The sequence below is a fragment of the Microcoleus sp. B13-B6 genome (assembly GCF_036705405.1).
In the GTDB taxonomy this organism is placed as follows: Bacteria; Cyanobacteriota; Cyanobacteriia; order Cyanobacteriales; family Microcoleaceae; genus Microcoleus.
Window position 1 is genome coordinate 41,614 of the sequence record NZ_JAUBUJ010000002.1, and the last position, 20,566, is coordinate 62,179.

Consider the following 20,566-nt stretch of genomic DNA (forward strand, 5'->3'; position numbering starts at 1 on the left):
TTAGATTTTAGCTTCAATCTAAAATCTAAAATCTAAAATCGATTAGGTGTTAGCTGTGATTTGGGTTCAGGGTAAGATCACTCGGATCTTCTCCCAATTCTCGCAATCTGGCCTCTAGTCGCGAGGCTCGCTGGCGTTCCTGTTCCGCTTGCTGTTGAGCGGCTTCGGCTTGCTGTTGAGCGGCTTCCTCTGGCAACAAAACTAAATTGCCAGATTCATCGAAAAAACGCACCCAAGTCGCTGTTTCTCGATCGACAATTCCTTCCCAAGTGCCCAACCAAAAACCTAGGGTTTCGCACCACAGCCAACCCCGCTCGTTGGGCACTAACGGCTGATAACGCAGGGTGACATCTAAACGCCATCCTTGCAAAGAATTCGGCTCGAAAGGATCGAAAACAAAGTAATCAGGAGTTCTAAAAACCTGCTCGTAAATATCCTTTTTTTTGCCTGTGTCCTGATTTGCCGTTGACGGCGACAGCAGTTCCACAATGACATCCGGGTAACGTCCGTTTTCTTCCCAAACTACCCAGCCTTGTCGGGAAGTATTGCTGTCAACACCCAACACAGCGAAAAAATCCGGGCCTCGGAAATCCTGATTCCGAATCTGTTTAGCGCTGTAATAAATAAACATATTGCCACCGACAAAAAAATCGTTCCGGTTAGCTAAACCTTGTTCTACGGAACGGATTAAAACGGTCATTGCTATACGGTGGCGGTTGCTTTCCATTTCTGCACCATCATCAAAAATTAAATCAGTCGGCGGCTTGTGTTCTTCAAAGAAAAGCTTGGCTTCTCTATTAATTTGCTCTCCTATTGATTCTACTGGTATCATACTATCTCCAGATTGGTTTTGAGCGATACTTCTATTCTACAATCTCAATTCGTCGCACTCCCAATCCCGATCGCCCGTTTGGCAGCAAACACCCATTTTCGACGATCGCACCGGTGAAAGGATCGTCTAATAAATTTAAGTGACTGTCCAAATCCAAATAGTCAGCTAGTGGTGAAAGTTGTGCTGCTGCTGTATTTGCGATCGCGCTATCTGAATAGCAGCCGAACATTACTTGCAAATTGCAGGCTTTTGCTGTGTGAATCATCCGCATTGCTTCAGTCAATCCCCCTGACTTCATCATTTTGATATTGATGCCGTGGACGCAGTGCGCTAACTTGGGTATATCGGCACTATTAAAGCAACTTTCATCAGCAAAAATTTGTAGGGGCGATTGACGGTACAGTTCTGAGAATTCCTCCATATCTGCGACGGGTGAAAGTGGCTGTTCAACATAATTTATCTGGTATTTTTCCAGCCAGTGACACATCTCTATTGCATCTTTTAAACTCCAACCACCGTTAGCATCTACACTGATTTGAATGTTAACTGGTGCTTCGTCTAGCACTGCTATTAACATAGCTTTGTCGGCTTCGATTCCTTCGGGATTTCCTAATTTAATCTTAACGGCGCGGTATTTGATGCTTGCTGGATCTGTCGCATCTTTACCAAACCAATCGCGCACTCTTTCTCTTGCACTCCTCGGCGAATTAATGCCGATTGTGACGGAGGTGGGCACGATGCGCGATCGATCTAATCCCCACATTTTCCACAGGGGCAAGCCGGCTTTTTTGCCCAGCCAGTCGTGCATTGCCATGTCGATGCCGGCGCGGGCGGCTGAGGGTAAGTTGACCTCTGTTAATACTTGTTCGATTTTTTGGCGATCGCACGGAGTAAACTTTTCTAGCAGCGGTGCAACTTCCTGCAATGCGGCTAGCAGAATTTCGGTAGTTTGGGGTCGAGAACCTGTGGAAAACGGCGAAGCTTCTCCCCAGCCTTCGATGCCTTCGTGTGCTAATTTTACCCATAAATTGGTACTTTGGGCTGTTGTACCGCGGCTGATGGTAAGGGCAAACCGCTTGCGGACAGTGAAGGTTTCAATTTGAAGGTGCATTGTCAGTGATTGGTAATTTTTTATAGATAAAAATCAGAGGTGGCGGATTGCGCCGCTATTGCCATTTTTAACTTTTTACTTTAGAGTTTGATTTTGCTTGTTCTAGTTTATCAAAAAGTTGAGGAAATTCCTTATTTCTGTTTCGCCGAAGAGAGTTGCTTTCTCTCTCAGCATTTGGGTTCTATTCTTTGCTGTTGCTGGTTGCATCATACAAGTTCTGCGCTACGTTTTTAACTATTAAGAACGCTGGATTAGTTGATTTAAATTAGACAGATAAATAAATTATCCTTCGTGGTACTCGTCATTTACTTTGCTGTTTTGCGCGATTTGGCTAGGTATTATTGCTACGGCTAAGAAGAAGCAGGGCGATCGCTATTTTGGGCAATGGAAAGCGCTGGGGTTCATGTTTGGATTTTTTTGTTGACATGAAATCTTGAGTCTGCACGAAATATTAATTATTAACGATTTGGGAAAAGCACTGCATTTAGGAGGATTTTTTTACTTCATTTGGGTAATTCCGGGGGCGCTTTTTGTGGTGGTTACTGGGCTGGCTTATCTCAAGTTTCTCCTGCACCTACCCCGGAAAACAAGGGATTGTTTTTTACTGGCAGGCAGTATATATGTCGGTGGAGCACTTGGCATGGAAATGGTTACTGGCTATTATGCAGATGCGGTAGGTCAGCGAAACTTGATGTACGGTTTGATGACTTCTGTTGAGGAAATTATGGAAAGGGTAGGGGTGATCGTATTCATTTACGCCCTGCTGTCTTACATCGGTTCCCATCTTGAAACTATTGATTTGCGGTTGAAGATAGTGGATAATCGAGAGAGGTAAAACTGACGATCAACCAAGATTATTAACGAAATAGAAATCGCAGACTTTATGCCTATCTACTTCTACACCACTGGCAGCGAATACGGCTGTTTTTCTAATTTTTCCACTCATGGATTCGAGTTAGACGGAGAATATTGGCCAACTACTGAGCATTATTTTCAAGCACAAAAGTTTCCCCAAACGGCTCATTGTGACCAAATTCGCCAAGCAAAAACGCCGAAAGATGCCGCAAAAATGGGGCGCGATCGCTCTCGTCCCCTCCGCAAAGATTGGGAAAAAGTAAAAGATGATATCATGAGAAAAGCCGTACTCCGAAAATTTGAAACTCATTCCGAAATTAGAGAAATTTTACTAGCTACTGCGGATGAGGAAATAGTCGAAAATTCCCCGGTTGATTACTATTGGGGTTGCGGTAAAGATGGCAGCGGCAAAAATATGTTGGGCCAGATTTTAATGGAAGTAAGGGAAATATTGCGAAAACGCACGTCAGAGTAAAACAGAACTTAAATTTCCCAAACTAAAGCAGGACTTATTTAATCCTAAGTCCTGCAATGCTCGTCAGCGAGCATTTCCTCAATTTTCTTAAACACTGAACTTAAAAATCGGCATGAGCAACTGTCAAAACTTGTGTCAATCTCGTCGGGCTGTTCTAGTAGAGGGTTTAGCCTCTCCTCAGAGACTGCGAAGCAGGGGAAACGGTAAAAACCCTGCACCACTTTTTTTGTTTTAACAACTACTCTCAACCGGAATTAACTTTTATGGTTGGAAGTACAGCATTGTTAGCCAGTCGCCTCCCGGACACCGTTCCCCTAAAGTTGGCGATTCACAGGTAAAACAGCAAAACACCTGTTCTGGTTAAAGTTTGTTTTTTATTTATGCTGTATCTTTACTATTGTGTACGATTTGTGGAAAGTGTCAGCAGTGCTACAGAATTCTTTACATTTGTGATTTATTTGGATACCATCGCGCCACTCTGTCGCAGTTGCTGTTGAATTTTGTTAAATTCTTTCTGTTCTGCGCTTAGCAAAGTATTGTCGATCGACGATTGCATATCCCACTGCCATTCTGACAGCAAAATTAGACTGCCTGCCAGAACAATTCCCGTTGTCAAATACTGCCAAGGTGCGACAAAGGGCAATAATCCGATGCTAAATAGATGAGTTAGTCCGCTGAGGATAAAAGTGCGCGATCGCAAACCGAGTCCCGTCAACAAATAGCCGATCGCGCTCAACCCCAACCACAAATCGCAAAGGTGCAGCAACAAACCTGCCCAACCGGCAAAAATACTGCAATCGGTCAAAACCAAACCAGTTATCATCAAAATCGCCCAAGAGTAAAGAATCCAGCTAACTCGCTCGACTCTTACCCAAAACAAAGTCAAAACAGCCATTACCGCAGTGCCAACTAAAGTCAAAGTTGACCACAAAATCGCCTGAAAGCTCCAACTGATGGGGAAAAACTGAGCGGTGAAAAAAATCCCCCCTGTCACCAAACCCCAAAGCAGAAAAGTTTGGTCGATGCGGGTATAAAATCCTGAGAAAAGAGTAATATTTCCAATTTGCCAGCGGAGTTGCAACAGGCCTTCGATGTCTTGTACGTCGAGATGTTCCTGTTTGCAGCGGATTAGGGGTTCGGAGGCGTTGAAAAAGGTCATCCAGTGTTGGGGAAAGTATGAAGTTTTGTGTATTGTAACAAGTCTTAAGGAATATTTTTCAGATTTTTTCTTGTTCCCTGGCTCTGCCTGGGGACGCAGATTTGGAGGCTCTGCTTGCTGTTTTCCTGAGCAACCGAAGAGGCAGAAGGCTGCGTTAAGCTTTGGACTAACGCAGCCTTGAGATTTGAGCTCAAGCAAGTCTCCAATTCTTATCTGTTGGAGAATAAATGATGGCAACATTCACAAGAATTGAGCCATCTTTTTTGCCTGTCGAGTCAATTTGCCATGTACCTGTATCACCCTTCCGTAGATACGGTTTATTTTTCCTGAGTTGGTAGTAGATTGAGTTTGGTGAGCGGTCTACTATTTGGGCGGCACGTTTAACAGTGCAACCAAGTTCCACCGTAACTGCGATCGGCTGGGTGAACAGATTGAGCTGTTCGCTGTTATAATTAGTCATGAGAAATCCTTGGTCTATATAGACCATACACAACATGAGAGTGCTACTGGTTGCAGCCAGTGGCTCCCAAAAACTGATAAGCGATCGAAAGCGTCTCTAGTAACAGCTAGGGGCGCTTGTTTGCTTGTTAAGGGCAGTCTAACACTGCTTTAAAAAATATACAATACAAATAACGTACATTTTTTAAATATATGGTAAATTAGACGTACCAACTTCAAAAGCCTTGTATAACAAGCATTTCATGGAAAACGTATCAACCAGAATTTCTCGTTCCCAGTTACTATCCAGGGGGTTGACAGTATGAAAGGTACACTTGTTTCTCGCTTCACGCCCAGTCTGATGAAGCACGAAGATTTAGAGGAGATGTTGGTGCAGCGTCACGATTTGGCAAACGAGCTAGTCGAGTCAATCCGGTTGAGCATCCTCCAGCCGATCGAGCAGCATCACCTATTGATTGGGATGCGAGGTATTGGGAAGACGCACTTAGTCTCGCTAATGTATCACCGCGTTTCCAAAATGGAGGATTTGCGGGAAAAAGTGCTGATTGCTTGGTTGCGGGAGGAAGAGTGGGGCGTCACGTCGTTTCTCGATTTGCTCCTGCGAATTTTGCGATCGCTCCAATCAGAATATCCGGCTGAATACAAGGCTGAATTGTTCGATCGGGTAGAATCGCTTTACGGTGAATTACCCGATACCGCTCAACAGAAAGCAGCAGAATTGCTGAAAGATTTTGCGGCCGAGCGCACTCTGCTTTTACTTGTAGAAAATTTGGATGACTTGTTTGAAGGGTTGGGCGACAGCGGGCAGCAGCAATTCCGAGACTATTTAGAAACTTATCATTTCTGTACGATTTTCGCGACATCTCAGCATTTATTCAAAGGAATTGACAATAAAAAAGCGCCTTTCTACAACTTTTTCAATCTCCATTATTTAGAAAAGCTAAATTTAGAGCAAGTTGTCGGCTTATTGAAAAATATCGCTAAATTAGAGGACAACAAAGAACTAGAGTTATTCATAGAAACGCCAAAGGGACGTTCTCGAATTGAAGCAATCCATCACTTGGCTGGCGGCAACCACCGCGTTTATATGATTTTTGCGGAATTTTTGACCCGCGACTCGCTCGATCGACTGGTAAAACCGTTTTTGCAAACGCTGGATGAATTGACACCGTACTATCAGGCGCGGATGGCGTGGCTTTCGCCGCAGCAACGAAAGATAGTTGAATTTTTGTGCGATCGGCGCGGGGCTGTGATGGTTAAAGAGATTGCCCAACGCTGTTTTATGACGCATCAGACAGCATCCAGCCAACTCAAACAACTGTCGGGAATGGGTTATGTGACGAGCGAGTCGATCGGGCGCGAGTCGTATTATGAACTTCAAGAAGTGCTGATGCGCTTTTGCATGGATGTGAAGAAGCATCGGGGCGAGCCGATTAGTTTGATTGTGGATTTTTTGCGGTTGTGGTACACGCAAGAAGAGCTGAAACAGCGATTGTATACCTTGGGAGTAATACCATTTCCCAAAAATTATATGGCAGTAGCTAGGGTAGATCGAAGGTCATCCCATCCGGTTCAGGAGGTGATTATACCATTCCCAAAAGGTAAGGGCATAAGATTTACTCCTATCGGGAAACAGCTAGTTGATAATAGCTCTGAAAAAAGTCATTTGAATTATCATCTCAATCTGGAAAGACTACCGCCTAATGCTGTAGTTGAGCAAGAATATTTGCTGCGTGCACTTCAGGCAAGAGAAGCAGATGATTATGAAAACCTTCGCGTGGCAGCTTACGTGCAGGAAATTGAAAATTTAAAAGAGAAGAAAGACTATGTTTCGGCTTTGAATATAGCAAATAAACTGTTGGCAATTCGCGGTCAGGCACATGATTGGTTGGAAAAAGCAAGTTGCTTGCACAAACTCGAACGTTATGATGAAGCATTAGAATCCTTAGATCGGGCGAGCGAGCTAGACCCCAATGATTGGGAAGCTTGGATGATGCAAGTCAGTGTATTCTACAAGCTCGATCGCTATAAAGAAGCCTTAGCGTCCTGCGACAAAGCGATCGAGCTTGAACCCAATCGTGCGATTATTTGGCATATGCGAGGCATTGTACTCAACAACCTTGAACGCTATGAAAAAGCCTTAGTATCTTACGACAAAGCGATCGAGCTTGACCCCCATGATGCGTCGGTTTGGGACAGTCGAGGTAGTGTACTTGAAAACCTCGGACGCTCTGAAGAAAGCTTAGTATCTTACAACAAAGCGATCGAGCTTGATCCCAATGATGCGTCGGTTTGGGAAAGTCGAGGCAGTGTACTTGACGACCTTGAACGTTATGATGAAGCTTTAGCATCCTACAACAAAGCGATCGAGCTTGACCCCAATGATGTGTGGAGTTGGAACAATCGAGGCTCTGTACTCAACCACTTCAAACGCTACGATGAAGCTTTAGCATCCTTAGATAGAGCGATCGAGCTTGAATCCAGTCATGCAATTACTTGGTGTATGCGAGGCTATGTACTCAAAAATCTTGAACGCTATGAACAAGCTTTAGCATCTTGCGATAAAGCGATCGAGCTTGAACCCAATCGTGGGAGTATTTGGCATCTTCGAGGCAGTGTACTAGACAACCTTGAACGTTATGAAGAAGCTTTAACATCTTACGACCAAGCGCTCCAGCTTGAATCCGATCGTGCGAGCAGTTGGTATCTTCGGGGTCATGTACTCCAGAACCTCGGACGGTATGAAGAAGCCTTATTATCTTACGACAAAGCGATCGGGCTTGAACTCGATTATAACTCGGTTTGGGTTGACCGAGGCTTTGTACTTAATCACCTCGATCATTATGAAGAAGCCTTAGTATCTTACGACAAAGCGATCGAGCTTGACCCCAATCGTGCAAGTATTTGGCATCTTCAAGGCAGTGTACTCAACAACCTCGGACGGTATGAAGAAGCCTTAGCATCTTACGACAAAGCGATCGAACTTGATGCCAATTATAAGTCGGCTTGGTTTAGCCGAGGCTGGACGCTGGATAATCTCGGCCGCTATGAAGAAGCTTTAATATCTTGCGACAAAGCGATCGAACTTGGCGATCGATATTCATATGTCTTCTTCCATCGCGCCATTGCCATTCTCGGATTAAATCGTTGGGATGAAGGCCTCGCCGCCTTAGACGACGCATTCCAACGCATTGAATCAGACGAGGAAGTTAGTTCTGAAGATGCCAATTTAATTACCCGCAACCTATTTGCAAACACGCACGAGCCGATAACTAAAACTCGCATTATCAGCCTAATTGCAGTTTACGAAAAACACAAATGTCTCTCAATATTAGGAAATGGGATTGTGCGAAACATCCCCGCGCTAATGTCAGAAATGGTAAGCGACAAAGCCGCACGCACTTGGTTAGAATTGTGGCAAGAATTAACCAGCAAGTACGAAGAATTTCAAATTCCCATCCGCCTGCTGAAAGCGGCTGTCCGCTATAAGGAAACCAAGGGCGACAGACGAGTTTTGCTAGAACTTCCCATTGAAGAACGCAATTTATTAGAACCGTTGGTGTCAACAAAACCCGAATAAGTAAAACAGGACTTACGCACTCCGACAAAGAAACCGGGTTTTTTACCTAATCTTCGAGTACGAACGAAGTATTTTCGTAAAAAAAACAGGTTTCTGGGTCCCGTGGGTAAGTCCTATAAAATAGGTATAAAATAGAAATTGATGATACTAGCAAAGGACTCATCCCCATGACCGCAACAATTCCAACTAAAACCTCAGTAGAAATCATCTACCCAGACAGCGACGGCAAACCCATGTCAGACAATACAAAACAGTTTGAACTAATTGTCACCATTCAAGGCGGAATAGATGCCTTATACAAAGACAACGAAAATGTCTTTGTAGCAGGTGATTTGCTGTGGTATCCCGTGGAAGGAGATAACAAAACTCGCCAAGCACCTGATACGATGGTAGTGTTTGGCAGGCCGAAAGGTTACAGAGGTTCCTACCAACAGTGGCTTGAAGATAATATCGCCCCGCAAGTAGTCTTTGAAATCCTCTCGCCCGGAAATCGAATCGGAGCACTGTTTAAGCTGTTTAATTTCTACCAGGATTATGGAGTCGAAGAATATTATGTCTACAGTCCAGAGGATAATGAATTAATTGGTTGGCTGCGTTCTGATGGAAAACTCAACTATATTGAATTAATGGATGGTTGGGTGAGTCCGCGTTTGCAGATCCGTTTTCAAACTGAATCGGGAGACTTGGAAATTTATCGGCCTGATGGACAGAAGTTTTTGTCTTATGTGGAGTTGTCAAGACAACAAGAATCAGCACAGCGACAAATGGAACTAACACAGCAACAAATGGAACAAGAACGGCAAGATAAAGAGTTAGCACAGCAAAAAGCCGATCGCCTATCCGAGAAATTGCGAGAAATGGGCATCAATCCAGAGGAAATTTGAAACTTTTAGAGACCACCGGCGGTTTAAACCGTTAGGTTTCTTCAACTAGCGAAGGCGAGTTTTGTCTGTGTAGACGCGGTTTCAACCGTCGGGTATTTGAATCACCTATAATAACTTGACATATCAACAATTCCCCATGCAAAATCCCCGCCAAATAGCCTTTCTCGCACTCCGCGAAGTCCACCGCCGCGGTGCATTCGCAGATGCCGCACTCGATCGCGCTTTCAGCAATTCTCAACTCAACGACCTCGATCGGCGTTTAGTGACAGAATTAGTTTACGGTAGCGTCAGGAGAATGCGATCGATCGACTTCATCATCGACAAACTAGCAACAAAGAAATCCTCCCAACAACCGCCAGAACTCCGCACCATCTTACATTTAGGTTTATATCAACTCGAATATCTCAACCAGATTCCCCCCTCCGCCGCCGTCAACACCACCGTTCAACTAGCAAAAGAAAACGGATTTTCAGGACTCAGCAGTTTTGTCAACGGTTTGTTGCGCCAATACATCCGTTTAACAGATAATAACTTAAACCCATTAACAGTTACGAATTATAAATCAACCGTCGAACGCCTAGGAATTCTGCACAGCTTCCCCGAATGGTTGGTAAAATTGTGGATCGAACAAATAGGCGAAACCGAAACCGAACAACTCTGTGAATGGTTCAACCAATCCCCCACAATTGACCTGAGAATCAATCCCTTAAAAAGCTCGATCGCCCAAATTGAAACCGCCTTCAAATCCCACAACATCTCAACTAGCAGAATCCCCAACTTGCCCCAAGCATTAAGACTAAATGGCAGCATCGGCGCAATTCAAAACCTCCCCGGATACAGCGAAGGTTGGTGGACAATCCAAGACAGCAGCGCTCAATTAGTCACCCATTTACTAGCGCCCCAGCCAGGGGAAACTATTATCGACGCCTGCGCCGCGCCGGGGGGAAAAACCACCCACAGCGCCGAATTAATGCAGGATGAAGGGACAATTTATGCCTGCGACAAAACCGCCAGCAGACTCAAAAAACTTAAAGAAAATGCAGACAGACTCCAGATGAAATCTATTAAAATTCATACCGGAGACAGCCGCCATTTCCCAGAGTTTGTCAACCTCGCAGACAGAGTTTTACTAGACGCACCTTGTTCTGGCCTCGGAACCCTCCACCGCCGCGCCGACGCCCGCTGGCATCACACGCCCGAAAACATTCAACAACAATCTCAACTGCAATCGGAATTGCTAGCAAATGCAGCGACATTTGTCAAGTCCGGCGGCGTATTAGTTTATGCAACTTGCACAATTCATCCCTTGGAAAATGAAACTGTTATTCGATCGTTCTTAGACAACAATCCTCACTGGGAAATAGAACCGCCAACAATTGATTTACCCGTACAGCCATCACCCGAAGGATGGGTGAAAGTGTGGCCGCACAGACATCACATGGACGGCTTTTTTATGGTGAGGCTAAAGCAATTAAAAAACGAGTAATACCAATTTTTTATGAGGCCCCGTAGAATCCGATCCCCCCTAGCCAAGGGCGGGCACGGGGGCACCGCCCCTACTAAGGGGGGGACAAGATTCCGATCTTTCGTCCCCCTTCTTAAGGGGGATGCGAGGGGGATCGAGATATGTGCAACTTCACATTAAATTGGTATAAAGTCCTTACTCCAAACCGATAGTTTAATAAGCCGGTTCTTGATAAGCTGGCTCTTCATAAGCAGGCTCTTGATAAGCCGGCTCTTGATAAGCTGGCTCTTGATAAGCCGGCTCTTGCGGTGGGTAATACTTCGGTTCAGGATTAGGATTGTACGGTACGATCGCACCATCCTCATTCACAATCATCCCGCGAATAATCCTCTTAGGCTCCACCGGTTTGGGCTTAATACTGCGTTTGCGGCCCTCCAACTCCGGCAACTTCGGAAACTTCTCAACCGGCATTCCCTTAACAGCTTGACTCATAAAATCGCGCCAATTATAGGCCGCCGTACCGCTAGTTCCCCAGGTGGGATAATTGTCATCATTCCCTAGCCAAACCCCAGTCACAACCTGTGGAATGTAACCAATAAACCACAAATCCCTGACATTTTCCGAAGTACCGGTTTTGCCGGCTACAGCGCGATCGTTTAAAGCCGCAGGCCCCCCCGTACCGTCTTGCACCACACCCTCCAACATCCAAGTAGTAATCGCAGCACTATCCTTATCCAAAACCCGCTTCGGTTTAAAATTCGCCTGATAAATCACATCTCCCCGCTGATTAATCACCCGCTTAATTCCGTGGGCTTCAATAAAATTCCCTTGCGATGCTAAAGTACCGTAAGCATTGGTTAACTCCAGCAAATTCACCTCCGAAGAACCCAAAGCCAAGGAATAAATCGGACTCAATTTCGACTTAATTCCCATATCGTTGGCTAATTTTATCGCCGGTTCAAACCCCACATCCATCAACACCTTCACAGCTACGACATTCACCGAACTCGTCAAAGCATCCGAGATCGATCGCCAACCGCTAAATTTTTTGCCATAATTATTCGGTTGATAGCCGTCGATAATAATTGGTTCGTCTTCGTAACTGTCATAGGGAGAAAAACCAGCCGCCATCGCTGCTGCGTAAACCAACCCTTTAAACGTCGATCCGGGCTGCCGCAAAGCCTGCGTAGCACGGTTAAACTGACTTTCCTTAAAATTTCCACCTCCTACCAGCGCCTTAACTTCCCCAGTCTTAGTGTCCATAGAAACTAAAGCCGCCTGTTCAAAACCCTGACGGCGGCCATCAACTTCGATCGCATCTTTAACCACCTTTTCCGCTATTTTCTGCCACTTCAAATCCACCGTCGTCTCGACAGTCAAACCGCCAGCTTCCAAAGCATCCTGAGAAACATAGCGCGGCAATTCCTTCCGAATGTAACTAGCAAAATAAGGCGCGACTACTTTAAATCGCTTCGGCGGACTTGGTTTAACGGCGATCTGTTCCGCCATCGCCTCCTTCGCCTGAACCTCTGTAATTACCTTTGCTTCCTGCATTTGTTGCAGCACCAGATTGCGGCGTTTCTTAGCAATATCGGGATTAACCAAAGGCGAATATTCGCTCGGTGCCGGCGGCAAGCCCGCCAAAGTTGCCATCTCGGCCAAAGTTAATTTATCGACTGTTTTGCTAAAGAAAACCCAAGCTGCATCTGCCACTCCGTAGGCATCCGAACCCAAATAAACCAGATTTAAATATCTTTCTAAAACTTGGTCTTTACTCAACTCCCGCTCTATTTTTTGAGCTAAAAGAGCTTCCCGAACCTTCCGCCTAATACTTCTTTCCTGATTGAGAAAAACAACGCGAGCCAATTGTTGGGTAATTGTACTGCCGCCCTGCACTAAATCTCTTGCTATCAAATTAGAAACAATCGATCGCACAATACCTTGATAATCCACCCCGCGATGTTGGTAAAAACGGCGGTCTTCTATGGCAATAAAAGCTTTAACCAACATTTCGGGAATTTCTTGAAGTTTCAGTTTATCTCTAGTTGCAGGCCCCGACTGCAACAAAATCGTATTATCTGCCGCCTTAATTGTCAGTGTCCCGTCGCGGTTAAAGGCCGACAAATCGTTAACATCCGGCAAACCTTTGTCTAAGGTGTACAAAATCCATAAACCGTAGATTAAAGCGCCCCCGCCTATACTGGCCACACCTAAACTTATCCAAAATCTAGGGCGACGGGAGATCCGTTTTTTAGGATTTTCCTGCGGTGCGCTATTTTCCTGCGGTGCGCTAATTTCCTGTAGTTCCGTATGTCTCTGCAGTTCGGTGTTCTGCGGTGCGCTATTTTCCCGCAATTGGCTACTATCCGATTTTTTGGGTGATTTAGTTCCCAGCAAACTTAATCCCGGCCGCAACAATTCTTTTCCCTTGGTTTGCAAGCTGGTAACTTGAGGTTCAATTTCCAACCAAGCGATTAAGCGCCTCAACCCTTCCCACCTGCGGTTGACTATTGGATATCGAGCGTATTCTGGTTCTAAATATTCTGATTCTAAATATTCTGATTCTAATTCAGACTCTTCTAGAGGTGCAGCATCTTCTGATACCACATACTCCGATCTTTGGGCCGTTGTCCCTGTATAAAATTCCGCCTCCGATTCCGGCGAGTTGAGCTTATTGCCCTTCGCAGGCTTCGGCGGTTCTCGATCGGAATTACCGCTTATTGCGTTAGTGACTTTGCTCAATGTATCTTTGATATTTGAGAAAAATTCTGCCACGTTCAGACCTTCACACCTCATCAAGTCCGATTAAAAACTAAGAATTGAAAAAAGCTAGCTTTTTTAATTCTTAATTTTTAATTCGACATTTTTTCTTGAATAACCCGCTGCCTTGAATTAGATTTTTTGAATTAAAAACTTTTTAATTCAAAACTCAAATTCAAAACTTTTCTTAACAATGCAGAGCTTGGTATTTTTTTGAGAAGTGAATTAGATTTTTTGAATTCAAAATTTTTTAACTCAAACCTCAAAACTCTGCTTAACTCGCATGACCCAGTGCCAAGGCTGCTACCAGCATACCCAAAACCAGGAAAGGCTGAGCACTTGCCTGATATTTAACATCATTTTCCAGGGGATTACGCAAAAAGTACATATCCTGAAAAGTAATTTGGGGAATTATCAGCAGCAGCAGAATGACAGCGTAAAGGTTTTGGTGGATGCTGATCAGGTAGCCTGCAATCCCAGCTTGAAAGATGTCTATCATCAACACGCAAATCCAAGCTGCGGTGCTGATGCCAAACATCACTGGCAAAGATTTTAACCCTAATTGCCGATCGCCCTCAACACTTTTGAAATCGTTGACGATCGCAATCCCCAGCCCTGCCAAACTGTAAAACAGGGTCAAGATCATAATCGTGGGATCTAGTGTACCAAACAAAGCTTGACCCGCCCACCAAGGCAGGGCAATGTAGCTAGCACCCAGGGCATAATTTCCCAACCAGCCATTCTGCTTGAGTTTCAGCGGGGGCGCAGAGTAGATATAAGCTAGAAACGCGCCACCGAGAGTCAAAACAGTCATTATCGGGAATTCATGACCCGCCCACAAGTCTAGAGCATAAGCCACCCCAATGCCAGCGGCTAATAATACCAATATTTGCGTTACTACTTGGGGAATCGAGATGATACCGGAGGGAATCGGACGGTAGGGTTCGTTAATGGCGTCGATGTCGCGATCGTAAAAATCGTTCAAAGTTTGAGTGTACCCGGTCAACAACGGCCCTGACATCAACATACAAGCGGCTGCGATCAAGAAATTCTCTAGGTTCCACACATAGTTTCCAGAAGACGCCGCCCCGCACACCACGCCCCAAATTAAGGGAATCCAGGTAATCGGTTTCATCAATTGCAAGCGAATCTTCCAGATGGAAGTTTCCCCGCTAGCTGCCCCTTTCATGCCCAACAGTTGCCTAGTTTTGGCACTGCGGTTTTCGGTAGCAACACTTTCCGGTGCAGCTTCTGGGGAGATTTGGGATGGAGGAGAGTCAGACATAATTTGATGTTAGCGGTACTGCTACTATTGTGTCGTTTTGCATTTCATTGACACTCTCCGGGCTAAAGCCACAGAGATTCTTTGATCTACGAGTCAATTTGCTGAGACAGGATTTCTCCAGCCAAAGTAGAGATTGATTCTCCCAAAGCGTTACTTGCATCAAGTGCAAAGGTTCCGGTATGCCCTACCGTACCCAATCCTCGACTTAGGATGTTTTTGGCTGCATTGAAATCTCTATCCAAGGTACACCCGCACTTGCAGACGTGCGTTCTTGTGGACAGCGTTTTCTTAACAACTTCTCCGCAGTTAGAGCATTCTTGGCTGGTATATTGCGGATTTACCGCAACCGTTACCCGCTCAAATACTTTTCCAAAATATTCAAGCCAGATGCGGAACTGATACCAAGATGCGTCGTTAATAGACTTAGCTAAGCAATGATTTTGCACCATATTCTTGATTCTCAAATCTTCGTAGGCTATCAAGTCGCTTGACGCTCACTACGCACCGTGCAAGTTTTATTGCATGATCTTTGCGTTGTCTACTTATTTTGAGATGCTGCTTACCTAAAATCTGTCTAGCTTTGCCTCTATTTTTGGAACCTTTAGTTTTTCTGGATACGCGACGCTGACAACGCTTGAGAACTTTCTCACCTTTTCTCAGGAATCTAGGATTTTCCACCGTAACTCCGTTTGAATCGGTGTAATATTCTTTCAACCCAACGTCTAGTCCGATGGTATTGCCAGAGGGCTCCGTGTTTTCCTTTCTATCGACATCGATACAGAATTGGACGTATACACCGTCTGCACGTTTTACTAATCGAACCCGTTTAATTTGGTTGATTTGGTAGAAGTGCAGATCGCGTGTACCTTTTAGCTTGAGCTTGCCAATTCCTTTTTTGTCGCTAAATTTAATCGATTTCCTGTCGTCTGCAAGTTTCCAGCCAGTCGATTTATACTCGACAGAACGACAGTCTTTCTGGAATTTTGGATACCCTTTTTTGCCGGGAGTTCCTTTTTTACAGTTGTCGGAGAATCGGGAGATAGCAGACCAAGCACGTTCGGCGCTAGCTTGCCTAGCCTGCGAATTGAGTTCATCAGCAAACGGAAACGATGCTGCCAATACCGCACAGTATTTGTTCAAATCGTACTTGTTCACTTTTTTGTTGTCGATCCAATAGCGTAAACAACTATTGCGAACAAACTGGGCAGTGCGAATTGCTTCGTCTACTGCCGTGAACTGGCTTGATTTTCCGTAAGCTTTTAACTCGAAGACTAGCATTGTTTTACCTCCCACCTTATGCTACATCATCTGGCACAAAGTAAGAGGTGGTACAACAAAAGTTTACATAAAAGTCGTCCTAGAAGGACGGGGTTTTAAACCCAGTTTTTTGATATAGCAATCCGATCTGAGTCTCACAACACCACGCCTTCTTGTCTTCCTAGACTTCTTATATAGCAAGACTTTCAGATTTTACATATCTAGAAAATCACTTAGGATTGCTATAAATACTTTTTTTATAATTTCGCGCTTGCCCGCCTGCAGGGGGAGATTTTTGCCAGCCGGTGCATTTAATGTCAATTACCAGGAGGCGATCGAGTTTTTTGCCATACTACCCTTGAATCATCTCATCTGCCAGAAAATCAATCGATTTTAGATTTTAGATTTTAGATTTTAGAGATGGTACCACTTCTTTGATCCGGTTGAAATTGCCACTTGAGCAAGTGCAGGAGAATTACCACCTGATTACTCTCTAAACTCCGGCATTCACTTCGCCCCATGTCTTCTATTTCTGCAATCAGATTTTCCCAGTCGATGTTTGAATAGTCGCGAACCCGCAACTTTTCCACAGTGGTTTCAATCCCTCAATCGATTTTAGATTTTAGATTTTAGATTTTAGATTTTAGAGATGGTACCACTTCTTTGATCCGGTTGAAATTGCCACTTAAGCAAGTCCAGGAGAATTACCACCCGATTACTTTTTCCACTCCGGCGTTCACTTCGACAAATTTTGTCGTTAAACTTCTAATTTTGTTGTGATAAGCTGTTCGTGCTAACAACTGTAAATTAACAAATATGGCGGTATGAATCAAAAGGCAGTCCCGTCCGCCGCTTTACTTCTACAACTGATTTGTAAGCGCCTTTTCTCTGCCTTTCTCTAACTATTTTTTCCGCAACATATCGATCTAAACCGCTGGCGATTAACTCTTCCGGCGAAAGAATATTTAACCGTTTCCAAGTAAACTGCAATTCTTTTTGATAATTGTAGCTGAAGCAAATCATCGGGGCGATGCGTCGGACGTGACTTTCGGGAACTCCGGCTATTTCTGATAACTCTTCGGCGTGGGTAAAAATGTAGCCTTCGTTTTGCAAAGATTCAATATCGTTGGCGTAGACGATCGGCAAACCCAAGATTCTGACCATATCGTCTTTGGTACACTCATTAATATCTATTTTGCCGCGCACGTTTGCCAGTTCTTCGGCATTCGTCGGACTTGCAGGAACCAATAAACCTCTGGGTGCAGTTTTGATCAGATAGCGCTTTTTCAAACTAAAAGCAGTGACAATTTGAGCAATCCAAACGATCGTACCCAAATTAGTTGAAGAAGATACCGCTAGTGCTGCTAAAGTAATGGCAACACCCCATCCCATCCAACTGCGAATATTTGACTTTTGGCCTGCATAGGCGATCGCCAATCCGCCGAAGTAGGGAATAAAAGAATACCACACCCAGTTTGGAGTTTGACGCAGCCAGTATAAATCTTGAGACACTTTAATTTTATCCTTAAATAGTTGTGCTCTCACACTTACTTATTTCACTCCCACTTTTTTAATAGTGGGCTTCCTTCTTCCTTCTTCCGACTTCCATCGGACTGACATCCGTTACATCCGTTACATAATCCGTTGCCGAACTTCCTTCTTCCTGCCTTCTGCCTTCTGCCTTCTGCCTTCTGCCTTCTGCCTTCTTAATTACAATTCTCGGAGCAGTTTTTGGCGTTTTTCTTCATATTCTTCGGCCGTAATTGCGCCCATATCGTAAAGTTTTTTTAATTCGCCGATCGCCCCGGTTACATCTTTTGCCGCTCTGAGGGCATACCCCGACGGCAACGTACCGCCATTGTACTGAACCTGAAAAGCTTGTTCCGACATCAGCAGCAGGCCGATAAAATCGAAAAATGCGATAACTGACGGAATTAATGTCCAAGAAAATAGCAAGTATAATACCCCTGCTAAGTTATTGCCCAAATAAAATTTGTGAACTCCGAAACCTCCTACAAAGAAAGCTAACACAACTGCTACGCTTTTATCTTTTACCATTTTTACTTTCCCCAGTTTTTTATTTTAACTTCCGCGATCGACCTTTAAATCTCTACCTTTAACGATCGAGTTCAGTAATCTTACTAATTTTTACTCATTTATTTGGGTTTTTGCGAAACTTAGACATCGCCAAATACAGCAGAACTATACCGACTTGAGCCTGCATAATCACCAAGTAGCCTCTCAAGAAATAATTGAGTTCGCTGCCTGAATTGAAAGAAAATATTAACAGACCCAAGGCTGCGTAGGGTGCGAAACGCATCCAACTCGGCGTTCCCTCTAACTTGTGGCTGTTCAAATTGCTCATGGGGTTTAAGCCTCATCCTAAATTAAAATTTACCTATAAATTAGCCGGATTGTCAACTTCCGCTTGGTTCGATCGCCCCGGTGAGTCTCTCAATCCTCAGCCAATAAGATATTACTTCCATGTTAAACCCTGTTTTTCCGCTAAAATAAGCGACCGGGGCGGGTCTATCTGGATCTGTGGCTGAGATTACAGATTAGGGTGAACCCGTCCCTAATGAAATTCCGGTTATTTTAGCGGGCTAGATATCAGGGGCGCACCGAACATCCTACTGCTGTTTTTGGCAAGAGTCGATCGCCCCCACGAAAACTGTCAAAAAAACTCGATTAATTCACAATTATTAACAACCGTCCGAATTAACTCGCGCCGCCGCCCAAAAGAAACAGACTCAAAAGAGTACCGCTATTCCAGAGACTGTGCAGAAGCATAGGAGCAAGTAGATTGCGCGATCGCGTGTACACAAACCCCAAAACCGCACCCAAAGTCGCCAAAGGCAGAATCTCAGAGACACTCAAGTGAGCCACAGCAAACAAGAAAGCAGAAGCTGCGATCGCCCCCCAAACAGGCAAATAGCGAGTCAGAGAAGGCAGTAGAAAGCCCCGAAACACAATTTCCTCAAAAACCGGAGCCGCGATCGCAGCAGTGCCGAAAAACACCGCCAAAGCCACGTTGTCCCTACCTTCGAGAACGATCGGCAAAATCGGATTACTGCCACCTTGTCCCTGCCACAATTGCTGATTAATTAGCGACACCAAAACTACCAAAGGCAAAGCAACAAAATAGCCGCCAAAACCCCACAAAAACCAACTTCCCCGCCAATTAATCCGAAACCAACCTTCCGGCAAAGGCAAAAAAGACTTGACCGAAAAATACAGTACCGAAAGCCCCCCAGCCGACAGCAACAAATAAGTAGCAAAGATATAAAAAGCCTTCTCGCGCGGGTCAAAAGTAGCTGGGTTGAGTTTTAAAACAGCCAGAGAAACTGGCAGCAACAAATAGGGAATCAAGATTTGCCCGACAAAGAAAAAGCCGACTACAAGCACCTGCCAAACAATCTCGCCGTCCCAAGGCACATCCCAAGTCAAGCTCGCATTTCGCGCCAACACCGGGCCGGAACCTGCTGTATCTAACTGCTTCCGCTGCAACAACCACTGCACGGTCAAACCAACCAACAAAACCGTGCCAATACAAAGTGCGATCGCCGGAACGCCCACTATAATTGCCAACTTTTCTACAGCTTGCTGGGCCGTTACTTGCTCTGCTGCTTGCAGCGCCGCCAGCTCTTTAGAACGTTCTTGCAGCTTGTAAAGTTGAGCTAGAGCGCGATAGCGAAACCAGCCATCCAAAGACTTTTGAATGCTCGGCTCAGCATCCGGCAGCAGTTGAGCCTGATTGCTCCAAATTCCCGTTAAAACTTGAGCAGTTTCCACCGAAGAATCATCATCACTTTTAGTTTTGTAGCGCTCAACTAAATTTTTCCAAGTTTGCAGAGCTGCCTCAGTTTTGCCACTGCTTGCCTGCAAAATTCCCAATCGCAAGTCAAGTTCATTTAGCAGCACTGACTGTTGCTTTATCGACTCGGACGCCGCCTTATTTTGAGCCAAATTCAGAGTATTGTCCTCCGACTTAGAGGCAATGGCAGACTGAATTTCTTTAACTTGTGCTTGAGATGTTTCGAGAGTTTTGCGAGTCGAGTCTCGCGCTTCTTGATATTGCGTCAAAGCCGTATTTAAAGGATCTGCACCGACAATATTGGTGCGCGCCGAACTTAAATTATCACTCTGATTATTTTCTCCTTGCCACTCCGAGGCGTGCAGCAGCAAATTTGTCTGGTAGAGTTCCAGCCGGCTTTGAATTTGCGGCTGATTCCAACTAGCAAGTAAAGATAAACCGACCAGGGCGATCGCGATCGCCGTTAAAATACCTAAAATAACCCGCTTCAGTGTCATTCCTGCTTTTCCGTCCCGCGCGAATCCGTGGCTAAATCTTTTCCGTCTTTAATCATAGGTCGTTGCAGACGAGAGTATCCCGACAACTGGTAAAATTTCACTGGCTCATCTTTTTGACTCGCCTCAACAAGAC

The 20,566-nt window shown here is 44.9% G+C and carries 15 protein-coding genes and 2 pseudogenes; 5 read left to right on the plus strand and 12 right to left on the minus strand.

Going from position 1 to position 20,566, the window contains the following annotated elements:
- Window positions 1-49: 49 nt before the first annotated feature.
- Complete coding sequence (locus tag QUB35_RS01310; RefSeq protein ID WP_333138626.1) at window positions 50-832, minus strand: Uma2 family endonuclease; 783 nt, start codon at window positions 830-832, stop codon at window positions 50-52.
- 31 nt (window positions 833-863) lie between these two features.
- Window positions 864-1,943 (minus strand): dipeptide epimerase, encoded by a 1,080-nt coding sequence (locus tag QUB35_RS01315; RefSeq protein WP_333138628.1) that lies wholly within the window; start codon window positions 1,941-1,943, stop codon window positions 864-866.
- Window positions 1,944-2,376: 433 nt separating this feature from the next.
- Between QUB35_RS01315 and QUB35_RS01320 the strand changes: the two genes are divergently transcribed.
- Window positions 2,377-2,778, plus strand: coding sequence for a hypothetical protein (locus QUB35_RS01320; RefSeq protein WP_333138630.1), 402 nt, complete (start codon window positions 2,377-2,379; stop codon window positions 2,776-2,778).
- Window positions 2,779-2,826: 48 nt separating this feature from the next.
- The gene (locus QUB35_RS01325) at window positions 2,827-3,273 is read left to right on the plus strand and encodes an NADAR family protein (protein ID WP_333138632.1); all 447 of its coding nucleotides are present in this window, start codon (window positions 2,827-2,829) and stop codon (window positions 3,271-3,273) included.
- A gap of 454 nt (window positions 3,274-3,727) precedes the next feature.
- Here the strand turns inward: QUB35_RS01325 and QUB35_RS01330 are convergent, their stop codons facing one another.
- Both QUB35_RS01330 and QUB35_RS01335 read right to left on the minus strand, forming a co-directional pair.
- Window positions 3,728-4,432 (minus strand): hypothetical protein, encoded by a 705-nt coding sequence (locus QUB35_RS01330; protein WP_333138634.1) that lies wholly within the window; start codon window positions 4,430-4,432, stop codon window positions 3,728-3,730.
- 190 nt (window positions 4,433-4,622) lie between these two features.
- Window positions 4,623-4,892 carry a hypothetical protein gene (locus QUB35_RS01335; protein WP_333138636.1) on the minus strand — a complete coding sequence of 90 codons (270 nt, stop codon included), beginning with the start codon at window positions 4,890-4,892 and terminating at the stop codon, window positions 4,623-4,625.
- A 300-nt stretch (window positions 4,893-5,192) separates the two neighbouring features.
- Here QUB35_RS01335 and QUB35_RS01340 point away from each other — a divergent pair, with 300 nt between their 5' ends.
- From QUB35_RS01340 to QUB35_RS01350, 3 genes are all read left to right on the plus strand, one after another.
- Entirely contained in the window at window positions 5,193-8,471 is a 3,279-nt protein-coding gene (locus tag QUB35_RS01340) for a tetratricopeptide repeat protein (protein WP_333138638.1), read from the plus strand.
- A gap of 167 nt (window positions 8,472-8,638) precedes the next feature.
- A complete protein-coding gene (locus QUB35_RS01345) occupies window positions 8,639-9,355 on the plus strand; it encodes a Uma2 family endonuclease (RefSeq protein WP_333138640.1) in 717 nt (238 codons plus the stop codon).
- A gap of 136 nt (window positions 9,356-9,491) precedes the next feature.
- Entirely contained in the window at window positions 9,492-10,841 is a 1,350-nt protein-coding gene (locus QUB35_RS01350; protein WP_333138642.1) for a 16S rRNA (cytosine(967)-C(5))-methyltransferase, read from the plus strand.
- A gap of 192 nt (window positions 10,842-11,033) precedes the next feature.
- Here QUB35_RS01350 and QUB35_RS01355 read toward each other — a convergent pair whose 3' ends face one another.
- The 8 genes and pseudogenes from QUB35_RS01355 to QUB35_RS01390 form a co-directional block, all read right to left on the minus strand.
- Window positions 11,034-13,616 (minus strand): penicillin-binding protein 1A, encoded by a 2,583-nt coding sequence (locus QUB35_RS01355; RefSeq protein ID WP_333138643.1) that lies wholly within the window; start codon window positions 13,614-13,616, stop codon window positions 11,034-11,036.
- Between the two features lie 238 nt (window positions 13,617-13,854).
- The gene (gene chlG / locus QUB35_RS01360; protein ID WP_333138645.1) at window positions 13,855-14,865 is read right to left on the minus strand and encodes a chlorophyll synthase ChlG; all 1,011 of its coding nucleotides are present in this window, start codon (window positions 14,863-14,865) and stop codon (window positions 13,855-13,857) included.
- Window positions 14,866-14,951: 86 nt separating this feature from the next.
- A pseudogene (locus tag QUB35_RS01365) lies at window positions 14,952-16,143 on the minus strand (RNA-guided endonuclease InsQ/TnpB family protein).
- A gap of 401 nt (window positions 16,144-16,544) precedes the next feature.
- Window positions 16,545-16,724: pseudogene (locus QUB35_RS01370) on the minus strand (DUF29 domain-containing protein); the annotation flags it as partial.
- Between the two features lie 205 nt (window positions 16,725-16,929).
- Entirely contained in the window at window positions 16,930-17,634 is a 705-nt protein-coding gene (locus tag QUB35_RS01375; protein ID WP_333138647.1) for a helix-hairpin-helix domain-containing protein, read from the minus strand.
- 198 nt (window positions 17,635-17,832) lie between these two features.
- A complete protein-coding gene (locus QUB35_RS01380) occupies window positions 17,833-18,180 on the minus strand; it encodes an NINE protein (protein WP_006633318.1) in 348 nt (115 codons plus the stop codon).
- A 94-nt stretch (window positions 18,181-18,274) separates the two neighbouring features.
- Window positions 18,275-18,487 (minus strand): hypothetical protein, encoded by a 213-nt coding sequence (locus tag QUB35_RS01385; RefSeq protein WP_333138650.1) that lies wholly within the window; start codon window positions 18,485-18,487, stop codon window positions 18,275-18,277.
- A gap of 353 nt (window positions 18,488-18,840) precedes the next feature.
- Window positions 18,841-20,433 carry a CPBP family glutamic-type intramembrane protease gene (locus QUB35_RS01390; protein WP_333138652.1) on the minus strand — a complete coding sequence of 531 codons (1,593 nt, stop codon included), beginning with the start codon at window positions 20,431-20,433 and terminating at the stop codon, window positions 18,841-18,843.
- Between the last annotated feature and the right edge of the window lie 133 nt (window positions 20,434-20,566).